We start from the raw sequence: 25,328 nt of genomic DNA on the forward strand, positions 1-25,328 counted from the left end.
AGGACTTTATGATACAAAATACAATGCGATATGAACAACAGCGTAGTGGGCAACAAAGCTATATTGCCACTTATGCGAATATGGATGTAGGAGTAAGAGAAGATCAACAGACCAAACACTATTTCGAATATGTGCAAGTGCTGGAGCGCATCATCCGCTTACTCTCTGAACGTTACAGCTGCGACTTCCGCCTCTATTATCAGGAGGGGATGAACGACGTTTGGAACGATCTTGCTGAGGATATTAAAGAAGGGGACTCCGAAATCGAGCATATTTCGAGTGTATTTGATCTCGTCGAGTCTAGGCAGTTCTCCTATCGCCCAAGTTGCGACCAAACAAATGTGGATATCGGTCCTTCGGTTCGCAACAACGTGTTTGGCTATCCGAGGTATAAGGTTGCGTTTGCTCGGATTCCGATTCTTGTACAGCATGGTATCAGCTGGGAGGATTTGGTGTTCGCTGAAAGTGATGAAGGTCTGCGCCGGATGCTGGAGGACCGTCAGCAGCGACAACTGAGACAACGCAAGGTAGCAATCTTCACGGATACGCGGGATGGGCTCGAAAGAAATCGAGAGCCGATTACTCATTCGGTAACGCGTAGCGACGTGATCATGGACGATGCGGTAAAACTTCAAATTTTCCGTTCGATTGACGAATTTTTTTCGCAGGATCGTTCCTTTTTCCAGACGTACAATGTGCCATACAAGAGGGGAATTCTGCTATACGGCAGCCCCGGTAATGGAAAGACGACACTAGTTAAGTCGATTGTCGGAAGTATTCATGCGCCCGTATCTTACTGGCAGATTACCGAATATACGAATAGTGAATCCATTCAGGAAGTATTCGCAGCAGCTATGAGGATGGCTCCTACGGTTCTGGTTATCGAAGATATTGACTCCATGCCAGAATCCTGCCGCTCCTTCTTTCTGAATACGTTGGATGGAGCGACATCCAAAGAGGGGATTTTTCTCATTGGAACGACAAATTATCCAGAGAAAATTGATCCCGCATTAATGAATCGAGCGGGTCGGTTCGACCGTGCATATGAAGTGAAAAAGCCTGACGAATCGCTTCGGTTCGCCTATCTGATGCACAAGGGATTGTCGCGGTTCGCGACTGATCCTATCGTTGCCCTTGCAGCCCGAAATACGGAAGGATTCTCGCTTGCTCAATTAAACGAGCTATATGTTTCCGCTGCTTTACAGATGCATTACGATAATGAACTAGATGTCGATCGATTAATCACTGAGTTGAAGGCGGATCTGACCAAGGATCGGAAAGGGACTTGGCTATCCGATGTGGGCTCCAATGTAAGAGTAGGATTTGTCGCTAAATAATTAGTTAATGTGTGCCATCCTCTTTTCCAGTATAATGAAAAGACATTTACGGATGGCTGGAGAGTGTTCACATGTTTTTTTCTCGCGATTTGTCTATTTTTAACGTAATGGAACCTATTGTTAGTAATATTTTCGAAGACAATTATGTAAAAACAGGGATTCTAAAATGCGATTGTCAGAAGTGTCAGCTGGATATCATATTGTTAGCCTTAAACCACGTCCCCCCACACTATACGTCCAGCCAAGCTGGGGAAGCGTATATTAAAGCACTCTATATGGAGCCGCAGTTGCAATCTGATGTTCTACGGGAACTAACGAAAGCTGCACAGATCATCGAAGAAAACCCTAATCATTAGAAATTTAATGAAGTGCATACAACATGAAGATTAGATGAAGAGGTCGGGGTTGCGCCCCTAGACCTCTTTATCTCTTTATTCGCCTATGCTAATATGCTTATTACTACGAGCAGGAGAGAAGGATTTATTGATGTCACAGAAGAAGACGAATCGAACACTCGTAACGATAGGATTACTAGCTGCCCTATTTATTGGAGCACTGGATGCTACTGTTGTTACGACAGCAACTACAAGTATTGCGAATGAATTAAATGGTTTAAGCCTGTTAAGCTGGATTTTCTCCATCTACACGCTGACGACTTGCGTTACAACACCTATCTTTGGTAAGCTGGCGGACTTATACGGACGGAAGTCTATATTTACGATAGGTCTTATTTTATTTTTAGTTGGTTCCGTGTTGTGCGGAGCAGCACAATCGATGACTGAGTTGATCTGGTTTAGGGCTATTCAGGGAATTGGTGCGGGTGCATTAACACCAGTTACGTTTACGATAATTGGAGATCTATATACGGGCGAACAACGAGGTAAGGTGCAAGGTGTGCTTTCATCTGTGTGGTCTATAGCGGGTTTAGTTGGACCATTCGTAGGCGGTTACTTCGTTGATTCAATGTCTTGGCGTTGGATATTTTATATGAATGTGCCGGTTAGCATCCTATCGTTCATCCTTGTTTTTGGATTCCTACATGAACGCTTCACGAAGGAAACTAAGAGTGTGGATTATATGGGAGCACTCATGTTCACGATCTGTATATCAAGCTTGCTGTTGGCTTTATTGACTGGTGGGGAAGCGTACGCTTGGGACTCCTCAATGATTATCGTTCTTTTTGCTTGTGCAGCGATATTCCTTCTTGTATTCCTAAGGGTAGAAGCGAAGGCGAAGGAGCCTATGCTTCCGCTCCTGTTATTCCGTGAAAGAAAATTGATTATCCCTTATATGCTGGGCTTTTTCGGGTTTTGCGTTGTCGCTGGGGTTACCATCTATATTCCGCTATGGATTCAGAATATTATGGGCTACAGTGCGACCAAGTCCGGTTTAATGCTGATGCCGATGTCAGTGACTTGGGCGATTGCTTCGAATTTCTCAGGCAGGTACATGTTCCGTTTCGGTGCAAAAAAATTCATGATGCTAGGAACCCTATTTGTGGCTGGGGCGGCTTTATGGCTCTATACTCTGGATATGAGTTCTTCCTATTTACAGTTGATCGGAATCGTGTCGATTGTTGGATTTGGAATGGGCTGCATTAGTACTCCTGCTATCGTAACGATTCAGAACTCGGCAGCAGAAAGTATGCGAGGAGTGGCAACGTCAACGAATTCGCTGATGGGCGCGCTTGGTCAGACGGTTGCGGTTGCGGTATTCGGAATGCTATTCAACAGTGTGGTGTCGGAGGATACTCCAACACAAATGGCAGATGGCATGCATCTCATCTTTATAATGATTCTTGCCATTGCAGTCGTGAAACTATTCGTCGTTAACTTCTTACCTTCGACACGGAAGTCTGTGGAGAAAACATCTAGTTGAACATCTCTATAGAGATGTTCGGTACACGTACGAAGTGTGAATGACGCAAAAACCGCGATGAGCTTAAATTGAGCTCATCGCGGTTTTTTGTCTTTTTGGGAGGGGTCTAGAGGATTACGCTAGAGTGACACAGTAAGTGCGTTTTCGTTGCTGCAGTTCGGTGGCACCAAACTCTATAGTTCGATGGCAGCGAATTCTAGATACGTAGGTGCGATATCACTCCTACAACAGGTTTTATTTAGCGCTATCGCTCGAAGGGGCAGCCGGAGCCACTCCTTGTCCCTTTCCTTGTCGTCCACCGCCCATACCACCACCCATGCCGCCGAAACTGCCGCCTTCGCTAAGAGTAATCGTAACCGCATTCTGAGTGTCATCTGCAAGATCGACACTTACGATATCGTCTGCTTTAAGATCGGCTATTGTTAATACAGTTTCCTTCCGTTCTTGATTCTCGAACGTTGTCTTGATGATCTTAGTGCTATCGGTTACTTGAATGTCTACAGTCTCATCGGAGAACATATTAGCCATGTTAGGGCGATTCTGTCCATTCCCTTGAGGAGGCTGCTGGCCATCCGCACCAGCCTGATCCCCACCGCCCGGAGGTTGCTGACCATCCGCACCAGCCTGATCCCCGCCGCCCGGAGGCTGCTGACCAGCTCCCCCTCGAGCATCTGGAACGAATGAGGACTTGTACACTGTGATCGTCTGCCCGTTAATGCTCTTTATTTTCCCCATTAAATCTGCATTCATCATTGGTGACCTTCCTTGCCCTTGCCCCTGTTGTTGCCCTACTTGTTGCTGCTCTTGCGAGTTGTTCACTTCTGCTGCTCCAGAAGTATTGTCCGCTGTATTGTTTCCGCATCCCGTAGTTAATAAGAATGCCGCCAAAGTAGCGACGAAAATTGATTTCTTGAAAGCCATCATGTCGTTCTCTCCTTTGATAATGAGCTCTTAAATAGGGTTCGTCTAAACTACGAATCCAAGAGCTCAAAAGTATCGCTAGAGAGGAGATATCTTACGGCATGTCATCATGGATAATCGGATTAACGTATAAATAAGGTGTACGGGAAGTAGAATAGGTTCCTTCCAATGACTTCTCGGAGAGGATTTTGGCTTTTAGCAGTGCAGTGATTTTAGCAGAATCGGCTTTGAACAGCACCTTCCAGAGCTCAGGATCGGGGAGAGCTTCGATTAGCAAATGATCATGGTAATGCTTTTTTTCCTGATAAATAATTTTCAACGTGTAGTCGGAAAGACGAATTTCGGAGTCCTGATCATATTCATTCGTAATTTCTCGACGTAATTCATTTAACTCATCTTCGCATTGTTTCATTTGGGCTTTCAATTGACAGAAGCGGGTTAGTTTATCGGTGTCCATCTCATGACCTCCATATGTAGGGTTATGATGATTTGTATGAGAAGGAGACACATATTATGAGATAAGTGTCTAGCTCTAAATGAACTCTCTGTCGAGCTCTAAACGAACTCCCTGCGGAACTCCTTGCAATACTAATTATTTGTTATAATGAAGGCATATGGGATAGGGGGACGAACATGAAATCAATAACTGTTAAGAGCCTGCAGGAGCGGTTCAAGCTTGAGGTGCTGGCGGGAGAAGATCATCTTCATCGAACGGTGACACGCTCCAGAGCACACCGGCCAGGACTGGAGTTTGTTGGCTACTTCGATTTCTTTCCGATGAATCGAGTACAAGTGTTGGGTAGGAAAGAGATCAATTATTTACATAATCAGACGGAAGAAGAACGTAACTTGCATATCGGCAACGTTGTAAAGTATCATCCTCCCTGTTTTATCGTAACGACTAAGCAAGAGGGCTTGAAATATTTGATGATCTATTGTGAGCAGGAAGGGATTCCACTATTAAGGACAGCAGAAACGACTACAGAATTCCTTGGGAAGCTCGATGCATTCCTGGTTCAAGCGTTAGCGCCGGAAATAGCTGTTCATGGCGTATGCTTGAACGTATCTGGTATAGGGATCTTGCTTCGAGGGAAGTCAGGAATCGGTAAGAGTGAAACTGCACATACCCTTATCCGCCGGGGGCATCGCCTTGTTGCAGATGATATTGTCGTGCTCAAGAAGCTAAGCTCACAAACCTTGCTCGGTTCTCATAACGAAACAACGAAGGAATTTCTAGCCTTACGTAGCATTGGACTCATAAACGTTGTACGCATGTATGGAAGAAAGGCATTTCAGGATGAGACACGGATCGTACTAGATATCGAATTAAATCCGTGGCAGGATCAGGCGTTGAATAATGGGCTTGAGCTGGAGCCGACTTTCACGGAATATTTGGGTGTGCGGATTCCTCATATCGAAATTCAACTGCAGCCAGGAAGGGATGTTGCCGGAATGATCGAGGCTGCTGCGAATAGCTGGTATTTGAAGCAACAGGGCTATAGTGCAGCTGAAGAATTTATGAAACGGATTGAAGGAGATATGAAATGAAGAAGCGTTTTAGCGGAATAATATTAACGTGGCTTGTCATCATGGTACTGATCGTGTTGACAGCTTGTTCCTCCAATTCGGCTAATCCCATAACGGAGCAGGCAATAGCAACGTCAACGTCTTCTCCATTGATAACGGAGCAACCTTCAACTTCAGCTAACATTCCGGCTAAAGAAGGGGCCAAAGGATTCCTCTGGAAGGTAACTGGCGATCACAATTCGGGATATTTAGCGGGAACGATCCATGTTGCGAAGAAGGAGATGTATCCTTTAGATGCAGATTTGGAACAGGCGATCAAAGAATCTGATTATATCGCACTGGAGCTAGACTTGACGAAGGTCGATCAGAAGAAAGTGATGGAGATGGTCAACGAGAAGGCTCTGCTAACGGATGGGACGACCTTAAAGGACCATGTGACAGAAGAGGATTATACAAAATTCCAGGCGATTTTGAAAAAATCAATTTTAAGCGTGGGAGCTGCAACCCTTGACAGCTATGAGCCGTGGTACGCGGCGATGACACTGGAGAGCCTTCCTGCAATGAAGTACATGTTGACCGATGGAATTGATCAATATATTGCTAAGCAAGCTCATGAGAATGGCAAGGAGATCATCGAGCTCGAGAGTATGGAGTCGCAGCTTAGTATATTTGATGGATTTTCGGACGAGCTGGAGCGGCTTTATTTTCACCAAACGGTGGAAAGTGCTGGGCTAGCTTCAATTGGACTCAAGCAACTAATGGATATGTGGACATTAGGGAATCTGAAGCTGCTGGAGACGATGCACGACCAGTTCGAGAAGGAAGGCAGTCAATCGATGGGGGATTTATTCGACGACTATAATAACACTTTTCTCGTTAATCGGAACATCGAGATGGCGAACAAAGTTGATCATTACTTGAAGGATGGGGAAGCTGGAACATACCTCGTCGCAGTTGGTTCGTTGCATATGGTGGGGGAACAGGGATTGGTGTCTCTTTTGGAGCAGAAGGGGTACACGGTTGAGTTTGTGGAGTAGTTTACTAATAACATATCATTGTACAAATGGAATTACAGTGGTATGATAAAATATTGATATGTAAAATGAGCTAATGAGATCACACCTTACTAGAACAGGACGGGATCAATTGGATAAAATGGAAGATCAAAATGAATTGCCTGCAAATTATGAACAATTAAAAATAGCTGCTAATCGAACGTCAAATTGGCGTGAGCGTTTAGAAGCTGTGGAGCAGTTAGGGCAGTGGAAAAGCAAACAAACCATCGATGTACTTACGCATAGAATGAATAACGATGATGTGTATCAAGTACAAATGGCAGCTTTTAATAAGCTCAAGGAGCTTGGCGAAGATGTTCAACTTCCGCCAAGGAAAACAGTTGAGTTGATTAAAGGTGTTAATAAAGTTTTGATTAGAATTAAAAAAAGCTTGCCTAAAGATCATTCTTACGAAGAGTTCAAAGTGAAATTGAAAAAGATGAGACTCGACATCTATGATATTTACGAAGGTGAAAGAGGCGCTGACTTTGATCAGTGGCTTGAATCCACGTGGTCTTCATTGTCGACTAGGTAAGTGGAATTTAATTAAATTGATCTAGGGGTGATCTTCTGAGAAAGCAAAAGCCAATGTCATTTGAGGATTTGTTGAAAGAATTGCAAGGTCAGAAAACGATGATAGAGGACCCGAATCATGTTTCATTTGATGTATTGTTTAATGATGCGTTTATGAGCAAGCATTCCACTAGTGTTAAGAGCTTCGAAGAGTTTCTTGAGAAGGGCAACTTCCAAGTGAGGTCACAGGAAGATGTCGACAACATTCCGGATGAGCTCTTTGATCGACATGTTGCTAGGGAGACCGATTTTGCAGATTGGAAATCCATGTTCGACACAGCGACTAGCGAGTATGCGGGTAATCAATAAAGTGTTGAGCTTACGAAGTGAAGAAAAGGGTTATTCCACAGGCGCTTGAATGAGCGGCTTGCGGGATAACCCCTTTTTTATGAGTCATTTTACTTGAAAAATAAGAAGTTGGTTGGAAGCTTACGCAAATTACCGTCAGAAGGGTTGTTAATGACCCGACCATTGAACACGAGTGACGTTGAGCCACCGCCATCCAGGTTGTAGCCATTGATAGCTCCATAACGCTGTAACAGAATTTGCATCTCAGCTAGCGTTGCACCGGAACTACCCTTTTCGTTATAGCCATCGACAATCAAGAATAGGATCTGATCATCCTTATAGTTCGCAATAACTGTACGAGGTGCGCGTGAGGGACTGCTCTGCCATTTAGATGGAATTTCTGTTTTCCTGCCATTTTGCAGCAGCACGGGTACGAATGACGCTCCGAACTTAGGGTTCTTCGCATCTAATTGCGATTTGCTCGTGAACTTGCCTCCAATAAGCTTGTTATTGTCGCTTAAGCCCACGAAGAACAAATCCTTATAGGTGGGCTGGAAGCCTCCCACATATTCTCCGTTCACGATAGTCGTGCTCAGTGGATATCTTTTGCCCCCACTATCTGCGAATCCCCCGGCATTAACTCCTATCGCCGCTTTATTTCTCTTAACCGCTTCAAGCGTCGTTTCTGAGCCGCCTTGCTTATCTTTCCCGAGGGCAAGTTTCATGGCATCGTCCTTTTTAAGCTTAACCTTAAGCGCATAGCTCCTGAAGTTTTCCGTCTTCAGATAGAACAGCTGAGCATTAAGATTGTCCGATTGAATGGTCGCGGAGGGCGCACCCAATTTATTCGTTATTCGTCGGTCATAGATTTGGTAAGGTCTAGCAGACTGGGTAGAAGCAATAGATGCAATTTGTTTCATATCCGCATTCGTCTTCTGATAGAGCGTGATTTGCTTTTGAAGTGATTTTCCAGTTACTTTGGCAATCACTTCTGCTTGGTTTAAACCTTCAATGGCTTTAGCGGTATGTACGACTAGATTGCCGGATTCCGTACTGTGTTGCGGGAATGAGTCCTCGGATAACTCGATCCCGATATTCGAGACGAGCATCCAAATCAGCATCCCTAAGAAAGGGGTACAGGCGAGCAACAATGTCCGATTGAAAGAGCGAGTCATCATCGTACTCATTTCAATACGTCCAAGCTTTTCTTCAATTCTGTAAGCTGTTTCTTTACATCTGCTAGTTGGGAGTACAGTTTGTTACTGTTGTCTGTCTTTGTGTCGGCATTGTCTTTCGTAAAAGTAAGCAATTCGTTTAACGCCTCGATCTTACCTTCCATTAGCGCAAGCTGTTCCTTATAACCGGTTTCTAGCTTTGTTAATCGGCTATCGTAATCTTGCTGCATCAACGTAATTTGGCCGGCAGTCTGGCGTTCTAAATCTGAGGATACTTGCTGCTGTATCCGATCGGAGTAAAATTTGGCACCAGTAACTCCGCATGCAATGAGTAAAATCCATACTAAGGAAAAAAAGAGCAAGGCGCCTCGGCGCTTCTTCCTAGGCGGTGTCTCTTGATAAGTGTCGGTTAACGTTTTTTGTGCAGGTTGTGCTCCTAATTCTCTCATTACGTTGTTTGTTACACCTCTCTTGTTGTCTTTGCAACTAGCAGACTTCAGAATGACTCGACTTACTATGAACGAAACTAGGCGGAGAAAGTTGCGCTTGTCATGGGATTGTAACATAGATTGGAGTGGAAATTCGGGGATTGCAGCCATCCATTATCTGCATGTTCGAAAAACGAAGGGGGAAACGCAGCCCAAGGCTCCGCCGGAAGTAAAGAAACTGCAGAAGCAAGCGGGAGCGCCCAGAGTGAATCCAAATCACCACCACAAGAGCAAAAAGTCATTGTCGTTGATCCAGGAGGAGATTTGGCGGATTATTCTTCAACTCCAAGCCTCGACAGGTGTTGAAGTCGCAACTCCAGTAGGCTTGGTTGAAGTGGAATGGGTAAGCAAAAGCCTTTGGAGTATCGGGAAACGGTAAGGTTGAAAAGGTAAAGGGAAAAGAAGCAAGTAAAGATCTTAATATTGTGTGGAGTGGACATACGGTTTTATGCTAAAGGAAGCTATCCTAGGGGTAGCTTCCTTTAATCAAGCAATTGTAAGCGCTTACCAACTCGTAAACAGATGAGAAGGTTGTAAAGATCTTGGGATTGTTGGCAATCAGCTGAACCTTCTATAGTTAAATTGTGAGTTTTGAGTTATGAAAAGGGACACCTCAAGTTACATTAAATAACATAAATGATATGTTGAAAAATGATTCTTGCGATATCTTGCCATGTTCTATCACGGCAGGCTCTGAAAGGGGGTGAACTTAGGTCAGTTTCTTAATCAATTTCATAATCCAGATTAAAGGAGAGGGAAAAAATGTCTAAGAAGTGGATGTCCGTATTGATGAGTGCGGTTATTTTGTTGTCCGGAGCCGAACTTGGAGGATATGGTACAAGCAAAGCTTTCGCGGCTGGCGGTGCTCCGGATTGGTGGACGGCGGGCCCGCTTAAAACGGTCTATCGAACGAGCGTTTTACCAACGAACCCGGGCAAATCCGTGGAACTGGTGTCCGCCGTTAACGAATATGAGAGCGCTCAACTGGCAGTCAGAAGCGCTGATCCGTTCGTGATTACGGGAATCGATTTTACGGATCTTGATTTTGCCGGCAACCGAATCGCCGCAACCAATCTCAAATACCGGTTCGTCGAATACGAGGACGCGGAGCCTGTTCAACCGAATGCGTATAATCCGGACAAGGTAGGCAATCCACTTTACCCATTGTCTGACATGCCCGATCCTCTATCTAACGATAGCTCGGTGCAAGTAGTCGGCAATTCAACCCAGCCTATTTTCATTACGAACTATGTGCCAGCCGGTACGGTTCCCGGAGACTATCAGGGAACAGCTACCGTGAGGACGACGGCGGGGGATTTCACGGTCCCGATCAGCGTCGAAGTAGCGAACGCGGTAATCCCGCCAACGTCGGAATCCGAATTCATCAATTACCAATGGATGATGACGAACGGTTTTACTTGGGATGGTTTATCGTGGGACGGTTCTCCTCAGCCGAACTACGATGCAGGCGAATATTACTATGGCGTTCAGCCTTATAGCGACGAATGGTTCGATTTGATGGACGAGTTCGCAAGGGTGATCACAGAATATCGCCAAAACATGATCTGGGTCCGAACGGACTTGTTGCTGCAAGAAACGGGAACGTTTCAATCGGAGTTCGTGAACGGCATTCCCGAAGACTTGGATTGGACGCAGTTCGATAGGTACATGCAGATCTTTATCGATAGGGGCATCAAGAACTTCGCCAATATTCATCTCATTCACGTCTTGAACAAAATGCCTGCGAATGAGAAGCCGAATGCTTCGTGGAACGAGAGCTTGCCCGACGCGCTGCCGCAGACGGACGCTTTCCTGACGAATTACTTGACGGCCTTAAATGACCACTTGGAAGAAAAAGGTTGGACGGAAGCCGGTGGATTCACCTGGTATCAGCACATCAGGGACGAACCGATCAAGGACGATGATAAAAATTGGTGGACGTACGTTGCTCGGAAGATTCGCCAAATCAACGCGCAGTATGGTTCGGAGTTCAAGCTGATGGACGCAGACCCGAACGGGATCCTGCTCTCGGAGGGAACGAAAGGATACTCGGACGTGTTCGTTCCTTTCACGCCGACTTTATACTACAAGAAAGATGAATACAAAGCGGTGCAAGCAGCCGGAAAAGGGTTGTGGGCTTATACGATGGAGGTGAATCCACCGCCGTGGTTAAACCGGTTCTGGACGCAGCCAACGCTAACCGGAAGGCTGCTGTTCTGGAATCTTAGCCAAGATGGCGTCACGGGTCACCTTCACTGGGGATGGAACGCGTGGTTCGTAGGGCCGTGGAGCGGCGACTCGTTCATCGTCTATCCCGACAGAGTTAACAAGACGGTTAAGAGCTCGTTGCGCTACGAAGCGATGAGGGATGGTCTAGAGGACTACGAGCTGTTAAACCTGATCAAGAAGACAAACCCGAACTTAGCGAAGAGCTTAACGGACAGTGTTGTTAATCCGTCCGACCCCCGCAAATATTCGCTTGATCCGGAGTACATCCAGAAGCTTCACCGTTACTTGGTGCTCGCAGCAGCTGGGGAGTCGGTCGGAGCGATTCCGGAGCCGACGAGTCCATATGACGGGCAGGAGACGCCGCGAACGTTCATGACGGACGGTGCAAGCAGCGACATAGGTTATACGGGTGCATGGTACGATAAAAACGGGCAATATGCGTATTTAGGCAGCGTGAAATCGACCTCAGTCGCGGGAGATGAGCTGACATACGAATTTACCGGCATAGGCATCGATGTTGTTGTGGCGAAGAACGAGAGAGCGGGTAAATTCTCCGTATCCATCGACGGTGCGGAGCCAGTTGTTTTGGATGCTTACGAGAAGGTGGATTACGACTATTATACAATCTATAGCAACCGCGATCTGGCGGAGGGAAGACATTCGATCCGGATCGTCAACCTGGAAAACAAAGAAGTGAATCTGGACGCTCTTCGGGTGCATATGTACGAAAATCAACAAATCTATGATGCCACTTTAAAAAGCTTGGGGCTGGCAGGCGTTCCTTCGTTTGCCTTCAACGGTCTGAAGACGAATTACCAAATCCTGCTACCCGATGATGTGGATACAGTTACGATTTCGCCGGTGATGACGGACGCAACAGGTACCATGACTCTCAATGGTAAAAACTTGGAGATCGGGATGACGGCGACAGCGGATATTCCGGTGGGCAAGAGCCGGATCAGCATCATGACGACGGCAAGCGACGGCGTAACGAGTAAGCAGTATACACTGAATTTTATGAAGGGACGAGTGAACGAGCCGGGCATCAACGCTGCCAGAAGCTATGCCTCGATAACCGCGTCGGCGGCGCGATCGGGCGAGCAAGGCTTGATCTACGGACCCGAGAAGATAGCTGACGGAGATTACGGTACGATGTTCGCGAGCTTGCGCGATTATAACGATACCCATCCGTTTCCGCACGAGATCGTCGTGTCCTGGAACGAGCCCCAGGCGTTCAATACGCTAGTGCTGGCTACGCCGTCAGGCTTACTTCAAGGGATTACCGACGTCGACGTCCAGATTTCCCGTGACGGCACGACTTGGGAAACGATTAAGAGTAGAGTTCCGTTCACCTGGAAGAGCGACAAGGACGACAGCGTAATGGAATCTTCCTATGCCGACATACCCGCGGTTTCCGGTGTCATGAAGCTGCGCTTGCAGATCAACGATGCCTATTACAAAATGTGGAGCATGTATGCCGCATATGAACTGGAGCTCTACGATCTCCCGGACAACGGCGAGATTGAGGTCATCGTGACTAAAGAGGTTGCCTTGTCGGAGCTTTCACTCTTTGGATTGCAGAAGCATAAGCCTATTCCTCTTTCATTCGACCCGAAGGTTGAGAATTACAAGGTAGATTTGGAAGCAGGGATGGACAAAATCGAAATTCAGCCAGTTCTGAAGGACGGTTATGGCACGGTGGAGATCAACGGCGTGCTTGTATCTTCCGGCAAGAAGACCGTAGCCCGAATTCCCGAAGGAACTAGCATATTGACCGTGAAAGTGAGTGGAGCCGACGGGGCTTCCAAGACGTACCAGATCGTGATTAACCGAATCAAAGATCTCGCCACGAAAGCGAATTCCATCGATCTCGACATGAAGATGGCGGGGTATAGCGATGTGGCCTACCTGATCGACGGAGATAACGCCACGGCATTGCGAAATGGGAATTACAACACGTATGCCGAATTCGAATTTCCTCATACGATAACTTTGAAATGGAACTCGCCTCAAGCGTTCAATTCATTCAATTTGATCGTTCCTGATGGCTCCGCCGATCATAAGCCGTCCGTCCTGGCGTTGAAGGTTCGCCGATCTGCTGCGGATCCGTGGACGCAAATTCTGAGCGATGACCGGACGTGGACCCAGAACGGAGATACCGTATTCTGGCCGTTATACACAGGACTAGATTCTAACGCCGCTAGTGGAACTTATCGGGAGAAGTTGCCGATTCTCGCCCAACAGGGAATAACTGAGATGCAAATCGTCATCTACGACGGTCGGTTGTTCACGACTCCAGCCTATTATCAGATCAACGGCATTGAGATCGCCAATATCCCTGCTGGTGGTCAGATCGTAATTGAGAACCCCGGTAACGGAAGCGGTAATGGACATGGCAACGGTAACGGACATGGCAACGGTAACGGTAATGGACATGGTAACGGTAATGGACATGGTAACGGTAATGGTAACGGTAACGGTAACGGTAATGGTAACGGTAATGGACATGGTAACGGTAATGGTAACGGTAATGGACATGGCAATGGCAATGGTCGGTAACAGGGCATGACCGTATCGTTTTGGAACGGAAGCATTGGCGAATAGAGCCTGTGCTTCTGTTTCATTTTGGGGCGAGACGCTGGTCGCGGAGAGAGAAGCTGATGGTTATTCCCATAATCTCGATTGATACGGGAGACCTGGATATTAACCGTGTGTGATACTCGGCGATATACGCTTTTTCTAGGAACACTTGATGTGCTCACGATAAAGTTTTAGTATCAATGTATTGCTTAATCCTAAGGTTAATGGTTTCGGAGGTGTACCGTGAAGATTGCCGTCGGTTTGGCAGGCTGGGGAGACCATGATTCATTGTACGCGCCGGGAACCGCGGCGAAGGACAAGCTTAAGGCATACGGCGCCCACTTCTCCCTCGTGGAGCTGGATAGCTCGTTCTATGCCGTGCAGCCACCGGAACGGATGTCGCGTTATGCGGCGGAGACGCCGGAAGGCTTTGGATTCGTCGTGAAGGCTTATCAAGGAATGACGGGGCATTTGCGAGGAAAGCCCTATTACGAAAACGATGACGAGATGTACCTTGCGTTTCGGGAAAGCCTCGAACCGGTTATGAATGCGGGGAAGTTAACCGCGGCGCTGTTTCAATATCCGCCATGGTTCGATTGCACGAAGGATAACGTTCGGTTGTTACGTGAGACGAAGAAGCGAATGGATGGTTTCCCGTGCGCATTGGAGTTTCGCCATCAGAGCTGGTTCGAGCCCGAGTATCGGGAGAGAACGCTATCGTTTATGCGGAAAGAGGGCTGGATACATAGCGTTTGCGACGAGCCACAGGCGGGTATAGGATCAATTCCAATCGTATTGCAAGCCACGGATTCAGTTTTCACGCTCGTACGCTTGCACGGTAGAAATGTGAGCGGCTGGAATCAAAGCGGGGCTCCGAACTGGAGAGAGGTCCGCTATCTATATGATTACAGCGAGGACGAGCTCAGGGAATGGAAGGATCGCATCGTACAGTTAAAGGAATTATCCGCTACTGTGGGCGTTATTTTCAACAATAATTCTGGAGGCCATGCAGCAGGGAATGCCAAGCAGCTTATGCAGATGCTGGAGATGCCTGTGTACGAGCTTACGGCAGACAATCCACCAGAACAATTGGATTTGTTTAATCTATAAATAGAAGGGGATTTGGACAATGATTAGATTCGGAATTATCGGAACGAACTGGATTACTGAGGATTTCATTAATGCTGCAAGGAGGATTGGCGATTTTGCGTTGACCACGGTCTACTCCAGAACGGAAGCGACAGGACGAGAATTTGCGAATAAGCACGATATTGCCCATGTTTATACGGATTTGGAACAGTTCGCATCTAGCTCCGAATTCGATGCTGTTTACATAGCAAGCCCAAACTCTCTTCACGCTGAGCAGGCGATTGTTCTCATGAATCATGGGAAGCATGTGTTATGCGAGAAGCCACTTGCCTCTAATGAGCTAGAGGTTAGGAAAATGACGGAGTCGGCGAAGAGTAATGGTGTTGTGCTGCTGGAGGCCATGAAATCAACATTTACGCCGAATTTCCAAGCGATAGCGGACAACTTACATAAGATTGGTCCGGTTCGACGTTATTTCGGAAGCTACTGCCAATACTCCTCTCGTTATGATCTTTACAAGCGTGGTGAGGCTCCGAATGCTTTTAATCCCCAATTTTCTAATGGAGCTCTTATGGACTTAGGGGTGTATTGTATTTATCCATTAGTCGTGCTATTCGGGCAACCGGAGAGGATTCAGGCGAGTGGGATCATGTTAGATTCAGGAGTAGATGGAGCGGGAAGTCTGTTGCTCAGCTATAAGGGCATGGATGCGGTAATTCAATATTCTAAGATCGTAGACTCCTACGCAAGCGCTGAGATCCAAGGGGAGAATGGAACGATCATCTTCGATAAAATAAGTAGGCCAGACCATGTGCAAATCCGTTATCGTGACGGAAAAGTCGAAGATCTAACGAAGCCACAGGAAGATAACGCTATGTTCTATGAAGTGCAGGAGTTTATCGAGCTGATTAAAAGCGGGGCTAAGGAATCGAAAGTGAATTCACACGAGATTTCCTTGAAGGTCATCGAGATTATGGACGAAGCGCGGAAGCAGATGGGGCTTGTTTATCCGGCGGATAAGAGCTAAGAGGAGAATTACGATGTCTGTCATCCTGAGATTAAGAGGCTTTAACTTTTTTTACTTTGCCATGTTCGCGTTGTTTATTTCTTTCCTGCCTATCTACAGCGCTAAAGTTGGGATATCGGGTACTCAAATTGGTCTTATCCTCGGTATGGGCAGTTTAATCAGCATCGTGGCACAACCTTTATGGGGAATGGTTAGCGACAAAACGCGTACGATCAAGAAGGTACTATTAATTCTACTGCTGACTTCTATGCTCGTTGGAACTTTACTGTTCCAAGCTACCCAGATATGGAGCTTGGTCGTCCTTGTTGCGTTAATGAACGTGTTTTATTTGCCGACCGATCCGCTTGTTGAGAGCTTGAACTTCCAAACTACGCAACGCGAGAAAGTAGACTATGGCTCCGTTCGGATGTTCGGAGCTCTTGGTTATGCGTGTGTTTCGTTGACTGCAGGTTATGCGCTTAAGCTATGGGGGATGAATAGTCTCTCGTGGATATTCCTAGGTGTAGGAGGCGTTGCGCTGTTATTTGCTATAGGTCTCTCTGACGTCAAAGCATCGACTAATAGACCTTCGCTCCATCATCTGAAGGATTTTTTCCTGCAGTCACATACTTGGATTTTCTTTCTCCTCGTATTGATTGTGGCAATCCCGCACAAGATGAACGATACGTTCATCGGGCTCTATATGGACCAATTGGGTGGAGATGTTCGATTAACCGGGATGTCGTGGTTCGTTATGACGATTACCGAGACGGTAATGTTTGCGATTAGCTCACGGATCATCAAGCCTGGTAAGGAAGCGATATGGATGACGGTGGCTGCAGGGTTATATGCGGTACGATTCCTGCTCAGCTCAATAATCGGGACTCCATATGGACTAGTGGGGCTTCAAGTGTTTCAAGGTGTAACCTTCGTTCTTTTCTTCGTGGGAGCCATGCAATACTTGTATCGGATCGTGCCGGATCAATGGAAGTCGACAGGGCAGACGGTGCTGACAGCAACCTTCTTCGGTGTTTCTGGCATTATTGGCTCCACCTTCGGAGGGTGGTTAATGGACGAATATGGTGGCGCTTTGCTTTACAGAGGCATGGGGCTGTTTGCTTTACTAGGGCTTTTGCTTGGGATCTATTTGGTAAAAAGGCCGACAAGAAGCATGTAGATTAGATGGGTAATGAGAGTTTGAACAGATGGATTAAACGCTTGATGACTTAAGGTCATTTAAGCGTTTTTTTTGTTGCATTTATAAATGAGGGGCAAGTTAGGTTGCAGACTATTGTTAACCGAGTTCAAGATTTACCCTCAGACAATGTTAGTAAAATGTAATCCATGAATCAAAAATGTAAATTAAATGTTAAATTTTTCAGAGCAATAGGAATGCTCCGAATGATGCCGAACTACTGAATATGAATCATTGAACAAATGCATTCAACATACTCGGACAGCATTAGCAACGGAGGTTGGCAGATGATTGAATTCAAGCAGGTAAGTAAAGTGTATCCCGGAGGTACGGTGGGGCTGAACAACATCAACTTGACGATCCAGTCGGGGGAGTTCGTTGTTATTGTCGGTTTGTCAGGCGCAGGAAAATCTACGCTGCTCCGATCGATTAACCGACTTCACGAGATCACATCGGGAGAAATTCGAATAGAAGGAAAGTCGATTACTGTAGCGCAAGGGCGCCAGCTCAGAGTTATGCGTCGGAGCATCGGTATGATCTTCCAAAGCTTTAATCTAGTCAAACGATCATCTGTTCTTCGTAATGTGCTGGCAGGTAGAGTAGGCTATCATTCAACGTTAAGAACGATGCTGGGTCTATTCCCGAAACACGACATGGAGCTGGCCTTCAGCGCACTGAAGCGGGTCAATATGCTGGAAAAGGCTTATCAACGGGCCGACCAACTGTCAGGGGGCCAACAACAACGGGTCTCTATCGCTAGAGCGCTCGCTCAAGAAGCCAAAATCATTCTAGCTGATGAGCCTGTCGCTTCCCTTGATCCATTGACGACGCGTCAGGTGATGGATGATTTACAGAGAATTAACCGGGAGATGGGAATCACGACTGTCGTGAACCTCCATTTCATCGATCTAGCTCGAGAGTATGCGACCCGAATCATCGGTGTTCGTGCAGGGGAGATTGTGTTCGATGGAACCGCAGCTGAAGCTACGGATGAAGTGTTCTCCGCCATCTATGGTCGTCCGGTAGCGGCGGATGAGCGGTTGGGAGGCAGCGCATTTGAAGCCATCTCATGATTACCCAATTAAGCCTGCTGCAAGCTTGAAGAAATGGATGACGCTTATTTTGTTTTTGGTACTTCTTTGGTTGAGTGCAAGACAGACAGAGGTGTCCTTCGGAGAGCTATTCTATGGGATTCCAGAAATGGGCAAGTTTTTCGCGAAAATGTTCCCTCCGGACTGGTCGTATTTTCAGGTGGTCATTAAGCCAATGGTGGAGACAATACAAATGGCTATTTTGGGTACGACCTTCGGGGCGTTATTCGCTTTGCCAATCGTTTTCTTTGCGGCTGGTAATGTGACTAAATCATGGACCCTGCGGACTCCAGCTAGAGTTATCCTCAATTTGTGCCGCACGATTCCGGATTTACTTTTTGCCGCGCTTTTTGCAGCCGTAGTTGGTTATGGGCCGCTAGCAGGAACACTTGCATTAATTTTTTTCTCGTTCGGGATTTTGTCCAAGTGGGCTTATGAAGCAATTGAGACGATAGATAACGGTCCGCTAGAAGCAATGACCGCTGTCGGCGCGAACAAGCTGCAATGGATTTACTTCGGGGTTATCCCACAAGTCATCGCACAATTCGTTGGATTTGTTATGTATATGTTTGAGATTAACATCAGAGCTGCAGCCATTCTTGGAATCGTGGGGGCCGGAGGAATCGGGATTTATTTGAACCGGACGCTCGGAATGTTCCGGTACGATCAAACCGTAATCATTATTTTGCTTACCCTCGCGATTGTCCTCGTTATTGATGCGATCAGCACTAGGATTAGGGGGAAGCTTATATGAACAATAACAACATATCTTCAGTCGATATCCCTCAGCCTCCCAAACCCTTCTATATCCGTGTGAAAGTATGGCTGTTAACCGCAGCCATTGTAGGAATATATATTTGGGCTTTCACGGGTATTCCGTTTACGGGAATCAAAGAAACGGCTTGGCAAATTACCAAGGCTGTTTTCCGAGGATTGTTTCATCCGGATTGGAACTATGTATATATAGCCGAGGGAGAAGACTTGCTGAGGGGGTTGTGGGAAACCCTTGCGATCGCCTTGCTGGGTACGACTATTTCCGTGTTTCTAACGATTCCATTTGCGTTATGGGCGTCACGTAACTTGGTCAAAACGAGGCTTTTCTCGGGTATATCAACCTTTACTCTAAGCCTCATTCGAACTTTTCCGGAAATCATTATGGCAATTATTTTTATTAAGGCAGTTGGACCGGGTGCCTTCGCTGGTGTGCTAACGATCGCAATCAATTCGATTGGGATGCTGGGTAAGCTGAACGCGGAAGCTATCGAGGATATGGATATGGGCCCTTCTGAAGCGTTAAAAGCGTGTGGAGCGAACCGACTGCAGTCTATCTGGTTTGCTATCGTACCTCAGGCGATTCCTTCTTATCTGTCTTTCGCCTTATTTCGTCTAGAAATTAACGTTCGCTCAGCAGCCATACTCGGCGCAGTAGGGGCCGGTGGGATTGGAACACCTTTAATCTTCGCCTTAGAAGGACGGTCATGGAACAGGGTGGGTATCATATTGCTTGGAATTATTATATTAGTGACGGTCATCGATTGGATATCGGGAACACTCAGGAAAAGGTTAGTACAAGGTAAATCCTAGCCTCCATTCTAAAAACCGGACGGTCTGAACCCATAAGTTGGGCCTCAGACCGTCCGGCTTGTTTGTCAGCAATCTTTTATTTCAAGAAGCTGGCATACTCGCGAACGGAATCAAACTTGCTGTCATCGCTCTTCGCGTAGCCTTGATGGGAGTAAATTTCAAAAATAATTTTACGGCTTTCTTCGTTCGTGCCAAGGCTAATAAATGCATCCTGGATCTTAGTAATCCATTCTTTGCTCATATCGGAACGGACGGAAATCGTATCGTTAGGAATCGGAATGGTGAAGTGAAGAACTCTTGTTTTCTCGAAAATGTCGGGAACGTCTTTAATAACGATATTACGAGCATCTTGGAAGATCGCAGCTGCGTCCGCATCCCCATTAAGTACGGCTAATACGCCTTTGTCATGACCTTTCAATTCAATGCCAGTGACGTCTGTATTAGGATCGATACCTGCCTTTTTCAGTTCTACAGCAGGATAGACAAAACCAGCCGAAGAGGTTGCGCTTTGCCAAGCGATTCGTTTGCCTTTCAGATCGGCTAACGTTTTGATATCGGAATCAGCTTTGACGATGATCATTGATTTGTAGCTGTCGGCCAATTCTGTTGTTGGAGTTCCGTCAGCGTCGTTTACACCAAACCGTTGCGCTTGCAGGATAACTTCGGCTGCTCCCATTTCTTTCGCTTGTACATAAGTGTTAGGTGGCAGGAAGCCCACGTCAACCTTCTTGGACTGCATTGCCTCGATAATCGTATTGTAGTCCGTGGACACGCTCACTTTTACAGGAATGCCGAGTGCATCCGTCAGCAGCTTCTCAAGCGGCTTAGCCTTAGCTTCCAGTGTTTCCGCATTCTGAGATGGAACGAATTGCACTGTTAACTCAGTAGGCACATAACCTGTTTCTTTCGGACTTGGGCTAGCTTCTGGACTTGGAGAGGCTTGTACGCTTTCACTTGGACTTGCGCTTGAAGCAGATGGCTCCACGCTTGCGTTCGAGCTGTTGTTCTTGTTGCCGCACCCTGCGATGATCAGTAGTACGATGGAGATGATGAGCATGAAACGGAATTTCGGCAAATGGTTAAGCATAATTTCTGTCTCCTCCTCTTTCTATGGGCAAGATTGGGTACTACAAGCCTTAATCTACCATCGAAATATTTTGTTAAATGAAGTTAAATATTAAATCTAAAGCAACAATTGTAAAATCTTTAGTTTACAAAGGAATAGAGACCGGAAAGGAAGACGATAGAAATGAAGGATTTCGATACGATTCAAGTAACGATTCTCGCAACGAGCGATATTCATGGGCACCTCATGCCAATTCGGTACGTTGATAATGAAGCAACAGATTACGGACTATTAAAATTAGCTACACGAATTGATCAGACACGTCAGGAAAAGGAGCATGTTCTCGTTATCGATAATGGGGATTTGCTACAAGGGACTCCGTTTGCTTATTATCACGCCTGCTTGGATCAATCGACGAGTCATCCGATCGTAGATATCATGAACCAAATACGGCTAGACGCTTTTATCCCGGGCAATCATGAATTCAACTACGGTCTTCGATTCATTAACCGGGCATGGGGACAGTCTGATTATCCTTGGCTGTCGGCTAACGTGCTTTCTCAAGAAACGAATGAGCCGTATTTCGGTTGCCCTTATCGGATATTTACTTTACCTGGTGGGGCTAAGATGGGTCTTCTCGGGTTAACAACCTCCTATATTCCTCATTGGGAGCAGCCGGCTAACATTTCGGGACTGTTGTTCGATTCAGTGGTAAGTGCAGCTAAGAAATGGGTACCCTACCTCAAACAAAATGAGGGTGCAGACATCATTATCGTTTCTTATCACGGGGGATTTGAACGTGACATCCTAACGGGCGAGCCAAACGAAGAGCAGACGGGAGAAAATGAAGGCTGGCGACTCTGTCACGAGGTCGAAGGTATTGACGTTCTCTTAACCGGACACCAGCATCAACGAATTGAAGGGGTACGGATCGGAAATACGTTGGTTGTGCAGCCAGGGTACCAAGGAGCTTGTCTAGCCCAGGTCGATCTAAGTTTACAAAGGGACGGACATGGCGCGTGGTTTTTAATGGACAGTCATGCGAGGCTACAAGAAGCGCAAGAAATGCAAGCGGATCCGGCGTTGGTTGCGAGAATCCAAAGCTGCGAGAACAACACCCAGAGTTGGCTTGATCAGCCGCTTTGCGAGGTTAGGGGCGAAATGTTAGTCATTGATCATATGAAGGCTCGGCTGGAAGAGCATCCTTTAATCGAGCTGATTAACCTCATACAAATGGAAGCTTCGAATGCAGAGATCTCATGTACTTCGTTGTTTGATAATTTAGCCCCAGGCTTCGGGCCTCAGGTATCGATGCGGGAAGTAACGGCTAATTATCCGTTTCCGAATACGCTGAAGGTATTGCGTCTGAGTGGAAGGGACATCCGCGAGGCGTTGGAATGGACCGCAGCTTATTTCGATTGTACGGACGACGGGACGATCATCGTTAATCCATCATATCTCTATCCGAAGCCCCAACATTACAATTACGACATGTGGGAAGGCATTGAGTATGTGATCAATGTGTCTCGTCCAATTGGAAGTCGGATTGAGGAACTGAGGTACAAGAGGCAACCGATAGATCCAGAAGGTGAGTTTGAAGTCGTCATGAATCACTATCGTGCTTCGGGAGGCGGTAACTACCGGATGTTTCGCGATAAACCGATTGTTCGGGAGGTCACGGTTGACATGACGGAGATGATTGCGGAATACTTAACGAAGCAGGGCCTCGTTCATGCTCGAGCGAATGGCAATTGGAAAGTCTACAGCTAACGGAAGGTGGCATAACAATGGCAGATACGCATGTGTATACGAAGAGGGAAGAGATCGCTAATGCGATTACGCACGGAATCGGAACATTGCTCAGTATTGCTGGGCTCGTGGTGTTAATCGTATTTGCTAGTATAGAAGGAACAGCCTGGCATGTCGTGAGCTTTACGATTTTCGGCGTGACGATGCTGCTGCTCTATACGGCTTCGACGCTCGTGCATTCATTTCCGGAGGGCAAGGTTAAGGATTTGTTCGAGACGTTCGATCATTCGTGTATCTATTTGTTTATTGCGGGGACTTATACTCCATTATTGCTCGTTACTTTGCGAAGTCCGCTGGGGTGGACCTTGTTCGGGATCGTGTGGGGGCTCGCGATTGCGGGGGTCGTGTTCAAAGCCTTCTTCACGAAAAAATATTTGGTGCTGTCCACGTTGTTCTATGTGTTGATGGGATGGCTTATCGTGTTCGCTTGGAAGCCGCTTCATGCATTGCTAGTGCCTGAAGGGATCCGTCTGCTTATTATCGGTGGACTTTTGTATACGGTTGGCTCCGTGTTCTATATTTGGCGTGGCTTCCCGTACCATCATGCCGTATGGCATCTGTTCGTTGTCGCAGGATCGGTTATGCACTTCTTCGCGATTTTACTGTACGTGCTGTAATGTGCCTTTCCGACTGACCTCATTTTCGCATGCAAATGCCAAAAACGCGCGCAAGGAGCTGCGCGCGCTTTATTACTTCGTTCTCCCATACTGTCGAGCATAAGAAACAATTTTTCGATATAACTTCTGGTCCCTCATCTTCTTTAAGGGGTAAAATTGGGGCCTTGTATTGACTTCCAGAATCCAAGCATTCCCTCTTGAGTCGAGAGCAACGTCCAATCCCAGCTCCCTAAAACCATTAATATGGCGATCAAAGTTTTTTCCTACCGATACTCCTAAATGTTTTAACTGTGCTTCTATTCGTTGAATCGAGGCTGTAGAGTATTTGGTTCCAGACATCGTAGGGTGAAAAAAGCCGACTTTCCCGCCTTGATTATAGTTCGTGGCAACCTTTCCCGGCTTTCCGATTTTCGTGAAAAGGGCAGTGCTAACCCACTTTCCTTCGTTCGTCTTCTGGACCATTACCCGGATATCGAAGGGGTCTCCATGGGTTGTAGCTAAATGGATTCCTTTTTGTAAGAGGTATGATCTTTTTTTAGAAAAACGATTTAAGTAGTGATATAATTGGTCCGAATTAGAGAAATAAGATTTCACTGCTCCGAGTTTGGTTTTGTACCCTTTGGATTCTGTTGTAATGCGAATAATGTTAAATCCGCCAGAACCGCCGGTAGGCTTGAAATAAGTGGTTGAATTTTTGGAAAGCATAGCTTGCAAGTTTGCTCTATTAAACTGCATAGTCGTAGGGACATATTTACGTAAATCGGGTTGCTTTAATAGCCATTTGGTTTTTAGCCATTTGCTTTTGATTGAGCTACTCTTATATTTCATCACAAAGACCTCCCTATATTTCAATCTTATGCATACAAGCGAAAGCTTGTCACAGCCTTTGCCTACTCTGTAGCATATTGAGCATCCGCGGCTATCGAAGCGGCTTAGGGCGAGTCCTTTTCATTATCCATTTTGCAAACGGAGGTTTCGAAATATGGCAACGAAAAAAGAAAAAAGTATTGTGGAAGCGCCAAGAATACCAGAACGACTAGAATTACTAAATATTGAGGATTACGATATGCAAGACAAACAGATTTTCGAGAACGGTCGATTTACTCAAGGGACGATAGCGAATCAAACCGCGGACAAAGTCAGCTTCGACTGCATTGTGTTCGAGAACATTGTTTTCGATCAAATCAATCTGGAGAGAGCAGAATTGACCGACGTTGTCTTCAACCGTTGTGACCTTTCCAATGTTAATTTCCGCGATGCTATCCTACACCGAGTAGAATTCAACAATTGTAAAATGCTCGGATTTGATCTATCTACGACAACGATGCGTAATGTGAAGTTCGATGAATGCTACGGACAATACTCGGTTTATCGATTCGCCGATATGAAATACATTAGCTTTCGCCAGTGTAACCTCGAGAAGGCGGATTATTATCAAGCGGTATTTTCCAAAATAGAGTTCTTAGAATCAAAGCTGGAGCAAGCGCAATTCTCAGGGGCGAAGCTGTCGGGAATCGACCTAAGTACATGCGAATTTCTAAGTATCGGAGTGACTTTGGAAGACTTGCAAGGATGTGTCATTGGCCCAGATCAGGTTCAGGGCTTCGCTTATCTACTAGGTGTCGTGATTAAAGAGTAGCTGGTCCAGCACAATAGGAGAACACGTAGCCTAAGCTTTGAATAGGATAATACCTATTCAAGGCTTTTTTACGATTCAGAAAGTATAAAATTCGCCATACTTTTCTGAATCGTCTCCGACATAATCGTTCTTCCGCCATCCCTAAGGACGGAGGAAGCCGGTTATGCTTGGTCGTATGGTT

General features: G+C 46.3%; 24 protein-coding genes. 18 read left to right on the forward strand and 6 right to left on the reverse strand.

What is annotated here, in order from left to right; genetic code table 11:
* Window positions 1-8: 8 nt before the first annotated feature.
* From M1K58_RS22425 to M1K58_RS22435, 3 genes are all read left to right on the forward strand, one after another.
* Window positions 9-1,337 (forward strand): ATP-binding protein, encoded by a 1,329-nt coding sequence (locus tag M1K58_RS22425; RefSeq protein WP_256761119.1) that lies wholly within the window; start codon window positions 9-11, stop codon window positions 1,335-1,337.
* 71 nt (window positions 1,338-1,408) lie between these two features.
* Window positions 1,409-1,693, forward strand: coding sequence for a late competence development ComFB family protein (locus tag M1K58_RS22430; RefSeq protein ID WP_256761120.1), 285 nt, complete (start codon window positions 1,409-1,411; stop codon window positions 1,691-1,693).
* Between the two features lie 130 nt (window positions 1,694-1,823).
* Entirely contained in the window at window positions 1,824-3,215 is a 1,392-nt protein-coding gene (locus M1K58_RS22435; RefSeq protein ID WP_256761121.1) for an MDR family MFS transporter, read from the forward strand.
* 234 nt (window positions 3,216-3,449) lie between these two features.
* On the opposite strand, the gene M1K58_RS22440 is transcribed toward M1K58_RS22435, so the two are convergent.
* Window positions 3,450-4,139 carry a hypothetical protein gene (locus M1K58_RS22440; protein ID WP_256761122.1) on the reverse strand — a complete coding sequence of 230 codons (690 nt, stop codon included), beginning with the start codon at window positions 4,137-4,139 and terminating at the stop codon, window positions 3,450-3,452.
* Between the two features lie 91 nt (window positions 4,140-4,230).
* Window positions 4,231-4,593 (reverse strand): hypothetical protein, encoded by a 363-nt coding sequence (locus tag M1K58_RS22445; protein WP_256761123.1) that lies wholly within the window; start codon window positions 4,591-4,593, stop codon window positions 4,231-4,233.
* 176 nt (window positions 4,594-4,769) lie between these two features.
* On the opposite strand from M1K58_RS22445, the gene hprK reads away from it, so the two are divergent.
* From hprK to M1K58_RS22465, 4 genes are all read left to right on the forward strand, one after another.
* A complete protein-coding gene (gene hprK / locus M1K58_RS22450) occupies window positions 4,770-5,684 on the forward strand; it encodes an HPr(Ser) kinase/phosphatase (protein ID WP_256761124.1) in 915 nt (304 codons plus the stop codon).
* The gene (locus M1K58_RS22455; RefSeq protein WP_256761125.1) at window positions 5,681-6,700 is read left to right on the forward strand and encodes a TraB/GumN family protein; all 1,020 of its coding nucleotides are present in this window, start codon (window positions 5,681-5,683) and stop codon (window positions 6,698-6,700) included. The genes hprK and M1K58_RS22455 overlap by 4 nt, the downstream gene beginning before the upstream one ends.
* A gap of 118 nt (window positions 6,701-6,818) precedes the next feature.
* A complete protein-coding gene (locus tag M1K58_RS22460) occupies window positions 6,819-7,253 on the forward strand; it encodes a HEAT repeat domain-containing protein (protein ID WP_256761267.1) in 435 nt (144 codons plus the stop codon).
* A 53-nt stretch (window positions 7,254-7,306) separates the two neighbouring features.
* A complete protein-coding gene (locus tag M1K58_RS22465; RefSeq protein WP_256761126.1) occupies window positions 7,307-7,600 on the forward strand; it encodes a hypothetical protein in 294 nt (97 codons plus the stop codon).
* Between the two features lie 89 nt (window positions 7,601-7,689).
* Here the strand turns inward: M1K58_RS22465 and M1K58_RS22470 are convergent, their stop codons facing one another.
* Both M1K58_RS22470 and M1K58_RS22475 read right to left on the reverse strand, forming a co-directional pair.
* Complete coding sequence (locus M1K58_RS22470) at window positions 7,690-8,766, reverse strand: phosphodiester glycosidase family protein (RefSeq protein ID WP_256761127.1); 1,077 nt, start codon at window positions 8,764-8,766, stop codon at window positions 7,690-7,692.
* Window positions 8,763-9,203: a hypothetical protein gene (locus M1K58_RS22475; protein WP_256761128.1), complete on the reverse strand. Its 441-nt coding sequence runs from the start codon at window positions 9,201-9,203 to the stop codon at window positions 8,763-8,765. Before M1K58_RS22475 ends, M1K58_RS22470 begins: the two co-directional genes overlap by 4 nt.
* A gap of 97 nt (window positions 9,204-9,300) precedes the next feature.
* Between M1K58_RS22475 and M1K58_RS22480 the strand changes: the two genes are divergently transcribed.
* The 8 genes from M1K58_RS22480 to phnE (M1K58_RS22515) all read left to right on the forward strand — a co-directional run bounded on the left by M1K58_RS22480 (window position 9,301) and on the right by phnE (M1K58_RS22515) (window position 20,016).
* On the forward strand, window positions 9,301-9,621 hold the full coding sequence (locus M1K58_RS22480) for a hypothetical protein (RefSeq protein ID WP_256761129.1): 321 nt from the start codon (window positions 9,301-9,303) through the stop codon (window positions 9,619-9,621).
* Between the two features lie 383 nt (window positions 9,622-10,004).
* A complete protein-coding gene (locus M1K58_RS22485; protein WP_256761130.1) occupies window positions 10,005-14,030 on the forward strand; it encodes a glycoside hydrolase domain-containing protein in 4,026 nt (1,341 codons plus the stop codon).
* Window positions 14,031-14,294: 264 nt separating this feature from the next.
* Entirely contained in the window at window positions 14,295-15,161 is an 867-nt protein-coding gene (locus M1K58_RS22490) for a DUF72 domain-containing protein (protein ID WP_256761131.1), read from the forward strand.
* 19 nt (window positions 15,162-15,180) lie between these two features.
* The gene (locus tag M1K58_RS22495) at window positions 15,181-16,167 is read left to right on the forward strand and encodes a Gfo/Idh/MocA family protein (protein WP_256761132.1); all 987 of its coding nucleotides are present in this window, start codon (window positions 15,181-15,183) and stop codon (window positions 16,165-16,167) included.
* A gap of 13 nt (window positions 16,168-16,180) precedes the next feature.
* On the forward strand, window positions 16,181-17,323 hold the full coding sequence (locus M1K58_RS22500; protein WP_256761133.1) for an MFS transporter: 1,143 nt from the start codon (window positions 16,181-16,183) through the stop codon (window positions 17,321-17,323).
* 305 nt (window positions 17,324-17,628) lie between these two features.
* Complete coding sequence (gene phnC / locus M1K58_RS22505; RefSeq protein WP_256761134.1) at window positions 17,629-18,414, forward strand: phosphonate ABC transporter ATP-binding protein; 786 nt, start codon at window positions 17,629-17,631, stop codon at window positions 18,412-18,414.
* Window positions 18,374-19,186, forward strand: coding sequence for a phosphonate ABC transporter, permease protein PhnE (phnE, locus tag M1K58_RS22510; RefSeq protein WP_372339198.1), 813 nt, complete (start codon window positions 18,374-18,376; stop codon window positions 19,184-19,186). Before phnC ends, phnE (M1K58_RS22510) begins: the two co-directional genes overlap by 41 nt.
* Entirely contained in the window at window positions 19,183-20,016 is an 834-nt protein-coding gene (phnE, locus tag M1K58_RS22515; RefSeq protein ID WP_256761136.1) for a phosphonate ABC transporter, permease protein PhnE, read from the forward strand. Before phnE (M1K58_RS22510) ends, phnE (M1K58_RS22515) begins: the two co-directional genes overlap by 4 nt.
* Window positions 20,017-20,092: 76 nt before the next feature.
* Here phnE (M1K58_RS22515) and M1K58_RS22520 read toward each other — a convergent pair whose 3' ends face one another.
* Entirely contained in the window at window positions 20,093-21,103 is a 1,011-nt protein-coding gene (locus tag M1K58_RS22520) for a phosphate/phosphite/phosphonate ABC transporter substrate-binding protein (protein WP_256761137.1), read from the reverse strand.
* Between the two features lie 162 nt (window positions 21,104-21,265).
* On the opposite strand from M1K58_RS22520, the gene M1K58_RS22525 reads away from it, so the two are divergent.
* Window positions 21,266-22,852 (forward strand): bifunctional metallophosphatase/5'-nucleotidase, encoded by a 1,587-nt coding sequence (locus M1K58_RS22525; RefSeq protein ID WP_256761138.1) that lies wholly within the window; start codon window positions 21,266-21,268, stop codon window positions 22,850-22,852.
* Between the two features lie 17 nt (window positions 22,853-22,869).
* On the forward strand, window positions 22,870-23,508 hold the full coding sequence (trhA, locus tag M1K58_RS22530) for a PAQR family membrane homeostasis protein TrhA (protein ID WP_256761139.1): 639 nt from the start codon (window positions 22,870-22,872) through the stop codon (window positions 23,506-23,508).
* Between the two features lie 72 nt (window positions 23,509-23,580).
* Here trhA and M1K58_RS22535 read toward each other — a convergent pair whose 3' ends face one another.
* Window positions 23,581-24,336: a YheC/YheD family protein gene (locus tag M1K58_RS22535; RefSeq protein WP_256761140.1), complete on the reverse strand. Its 756-nt coding sequence runs from the start codon at window positions 24,334-24,336 to the stop codon at window positions 23,581-23,583.
* 154 nt (window positions 24,337-24,490) lie between these two features.
* On the opposite strand from M1K58_RS22535, the gene M1K58_RS22540 reads away from it, so the two are divergent.
* Window positions 24,491-25,147: a pentapeptide repeat-containing protein gene (locus tag M1K58_RS22540; protein WP_256761141.1), complete on the forward strand. Its 657-nt coding sequence runs from the start codon at window positions 24,491-24,493 to the stop codon at window positions 25,145-25,147.
* The last annotated feature ends 181 nt before the right edge of the window (window positions 25,148-25,328 follow it).

The organism is Cohnella sp. WQ 127256 (assembly GCF_024519285.1).
Lineage (GTDB): Bacteria > Bacillota > Bacilli > Paenibacillales > Paenibacillaceae > Cohnella.

Coding starts and splice junctions, on each gene's coding strand:
- hprK (WP_256761124.1), top strand. CDS start 4,770: ATGAAATCAATAACTGTTAAGAGCCTGCAGGAGCGGTTCAAGCTTGAG.
- M1K58_RS22445 (WP_256761123.1), bottom strand. CDS start 4,593: ATGGACACCGATAAACTAACCCGCTTCTGTCAATTGAAAGCCCAAATG.
- M1K58_RS22525 (WP_256761138.1), top strand. CDS start 21,266: ATGAAGGATTTCGATACGATTCAAGTAACGATTCTCGCAACGAGCGAT.
- trhA (WP_256761139.1), top strand. CDS start 22,870: ATGGCAGATACGCATGTGTATACGAAGAGGGAAGAGATCGCTAATGCG.
- M1K58_RS22495 (WP_256761132.1), top strand. CDS start 15,181: ATGATTAGATTCGGAATTATCGGAACGAACTGGATTACTGAGGATTTC.
- M1K58_RS22500 (WP_256761133.1), top strand. CDS start 16,181: ATGTCTGTCATCCTGAGATTAAGAGGCTTTAACTTTTTTTACTTTGCC.
- M1K58_RS22430 (WP_256761120.1), top strand. CDS start 1,409: ATGTTTTTTTCTCGCGATTTGTCTATTTTTAACGTAATGGAACCTATT.
- M1K58_RS22470 (WP_256761127.1), bottom strand. CDS start 8,766: ATGAGTACGATGATGACTCGCTCTTTCAATCGGACATTGTTGCTCGCC.
- M1K58_RS22455 (WP_256761125.1), top strand. CDS start 5,681: ATGAAGAAGCGTTTTAGCGGAATAATATTAACGTGGCTTGTCATCATG.
- phnC (WP_256761134.1), top strand. CDS start 17,629: ATGATTGAATTCAAGCAGGTAAGTAAAGTGTATCCCGGAGGTACGGTG.
- M1K58_RS22485 (WP_256761130.1), top strand. CDS start 10,005: ATGTCTAAGAAGTGGATGTCCGTATTGATGAGTGCGGTTATTTTGTTG.
- M1K58_RS22520 (WP_256761137.1), bottom strand. CDS start 21,103: ATGCTTAACCATTTGCCGAAATTCCGTTTCATGCTCATCATCTCCATC.
- M1K58_RS22475 (WP_256761128.1), bottom strand. CDS start 9,203: ATGAGAGAATTAGGAGCACAACCTGCACAAAAAACGTTAACCGACACT.
- M1K58_RS22460 (WP_256761267.1), top strand. CDS start 6,819: ATGGAAGATCAAAATGAATTGCCTGCAAATTATGAACAATTAAAAATA.
- M1K58_RS22435 (WP_256761121.1), top strand. CDS start 1,824: ATGTCACAGAAGAAGACGAATCGAACACTCGTAACGATAGGATTACTA.
- M1K58_RS22540 (WP_256761141.1), top strand. CDS start 24,491: ATGGCAACGAAAAAAGAAAAAAGTATTGTGGAAGCGCCAAGAATACCA.
- M1K58_RS22465 (WP_256761126.1), top strand. CDS start 7,307: ATGTCATTTGAGGATTTGTTGAAAGAATTGCAAGGTCAGAAAACGATG.
- M1K58_RS22535 (WP_256761140.1), bottom strand. CDS start 24,336: ATGAAATATAAGAGTAGCTCAATCAAAAGCAAATGGCTAAAAACCAAA.
- phnE (WP_256761136.1), top strand. CDS start 19,183: ATGAACAATAACAACATATCTTCAGTCGATATCCCTCAGCCTCCCAAA.
- M1K58_RS22425 (WP_256761119.1), top strand. CDS start 9: ATGATACAAAATACAATGCGATATGAACAACAGCGTAGTGGGCAACAA.
- M1K58_RS22440 (WP_256761122.1), bottom strand. CDS start 4,139: ATGATGGCTTTCAAGAAATCAATTTTCGTCGCTACTTTGGCGGCATTC.
- phnE (WP_372339198.1), top strand. CDS start 18,374: ATGAGCGGTTGGGAGGCAGCGCATTTGAAGCCATCTCATGATTACCCA.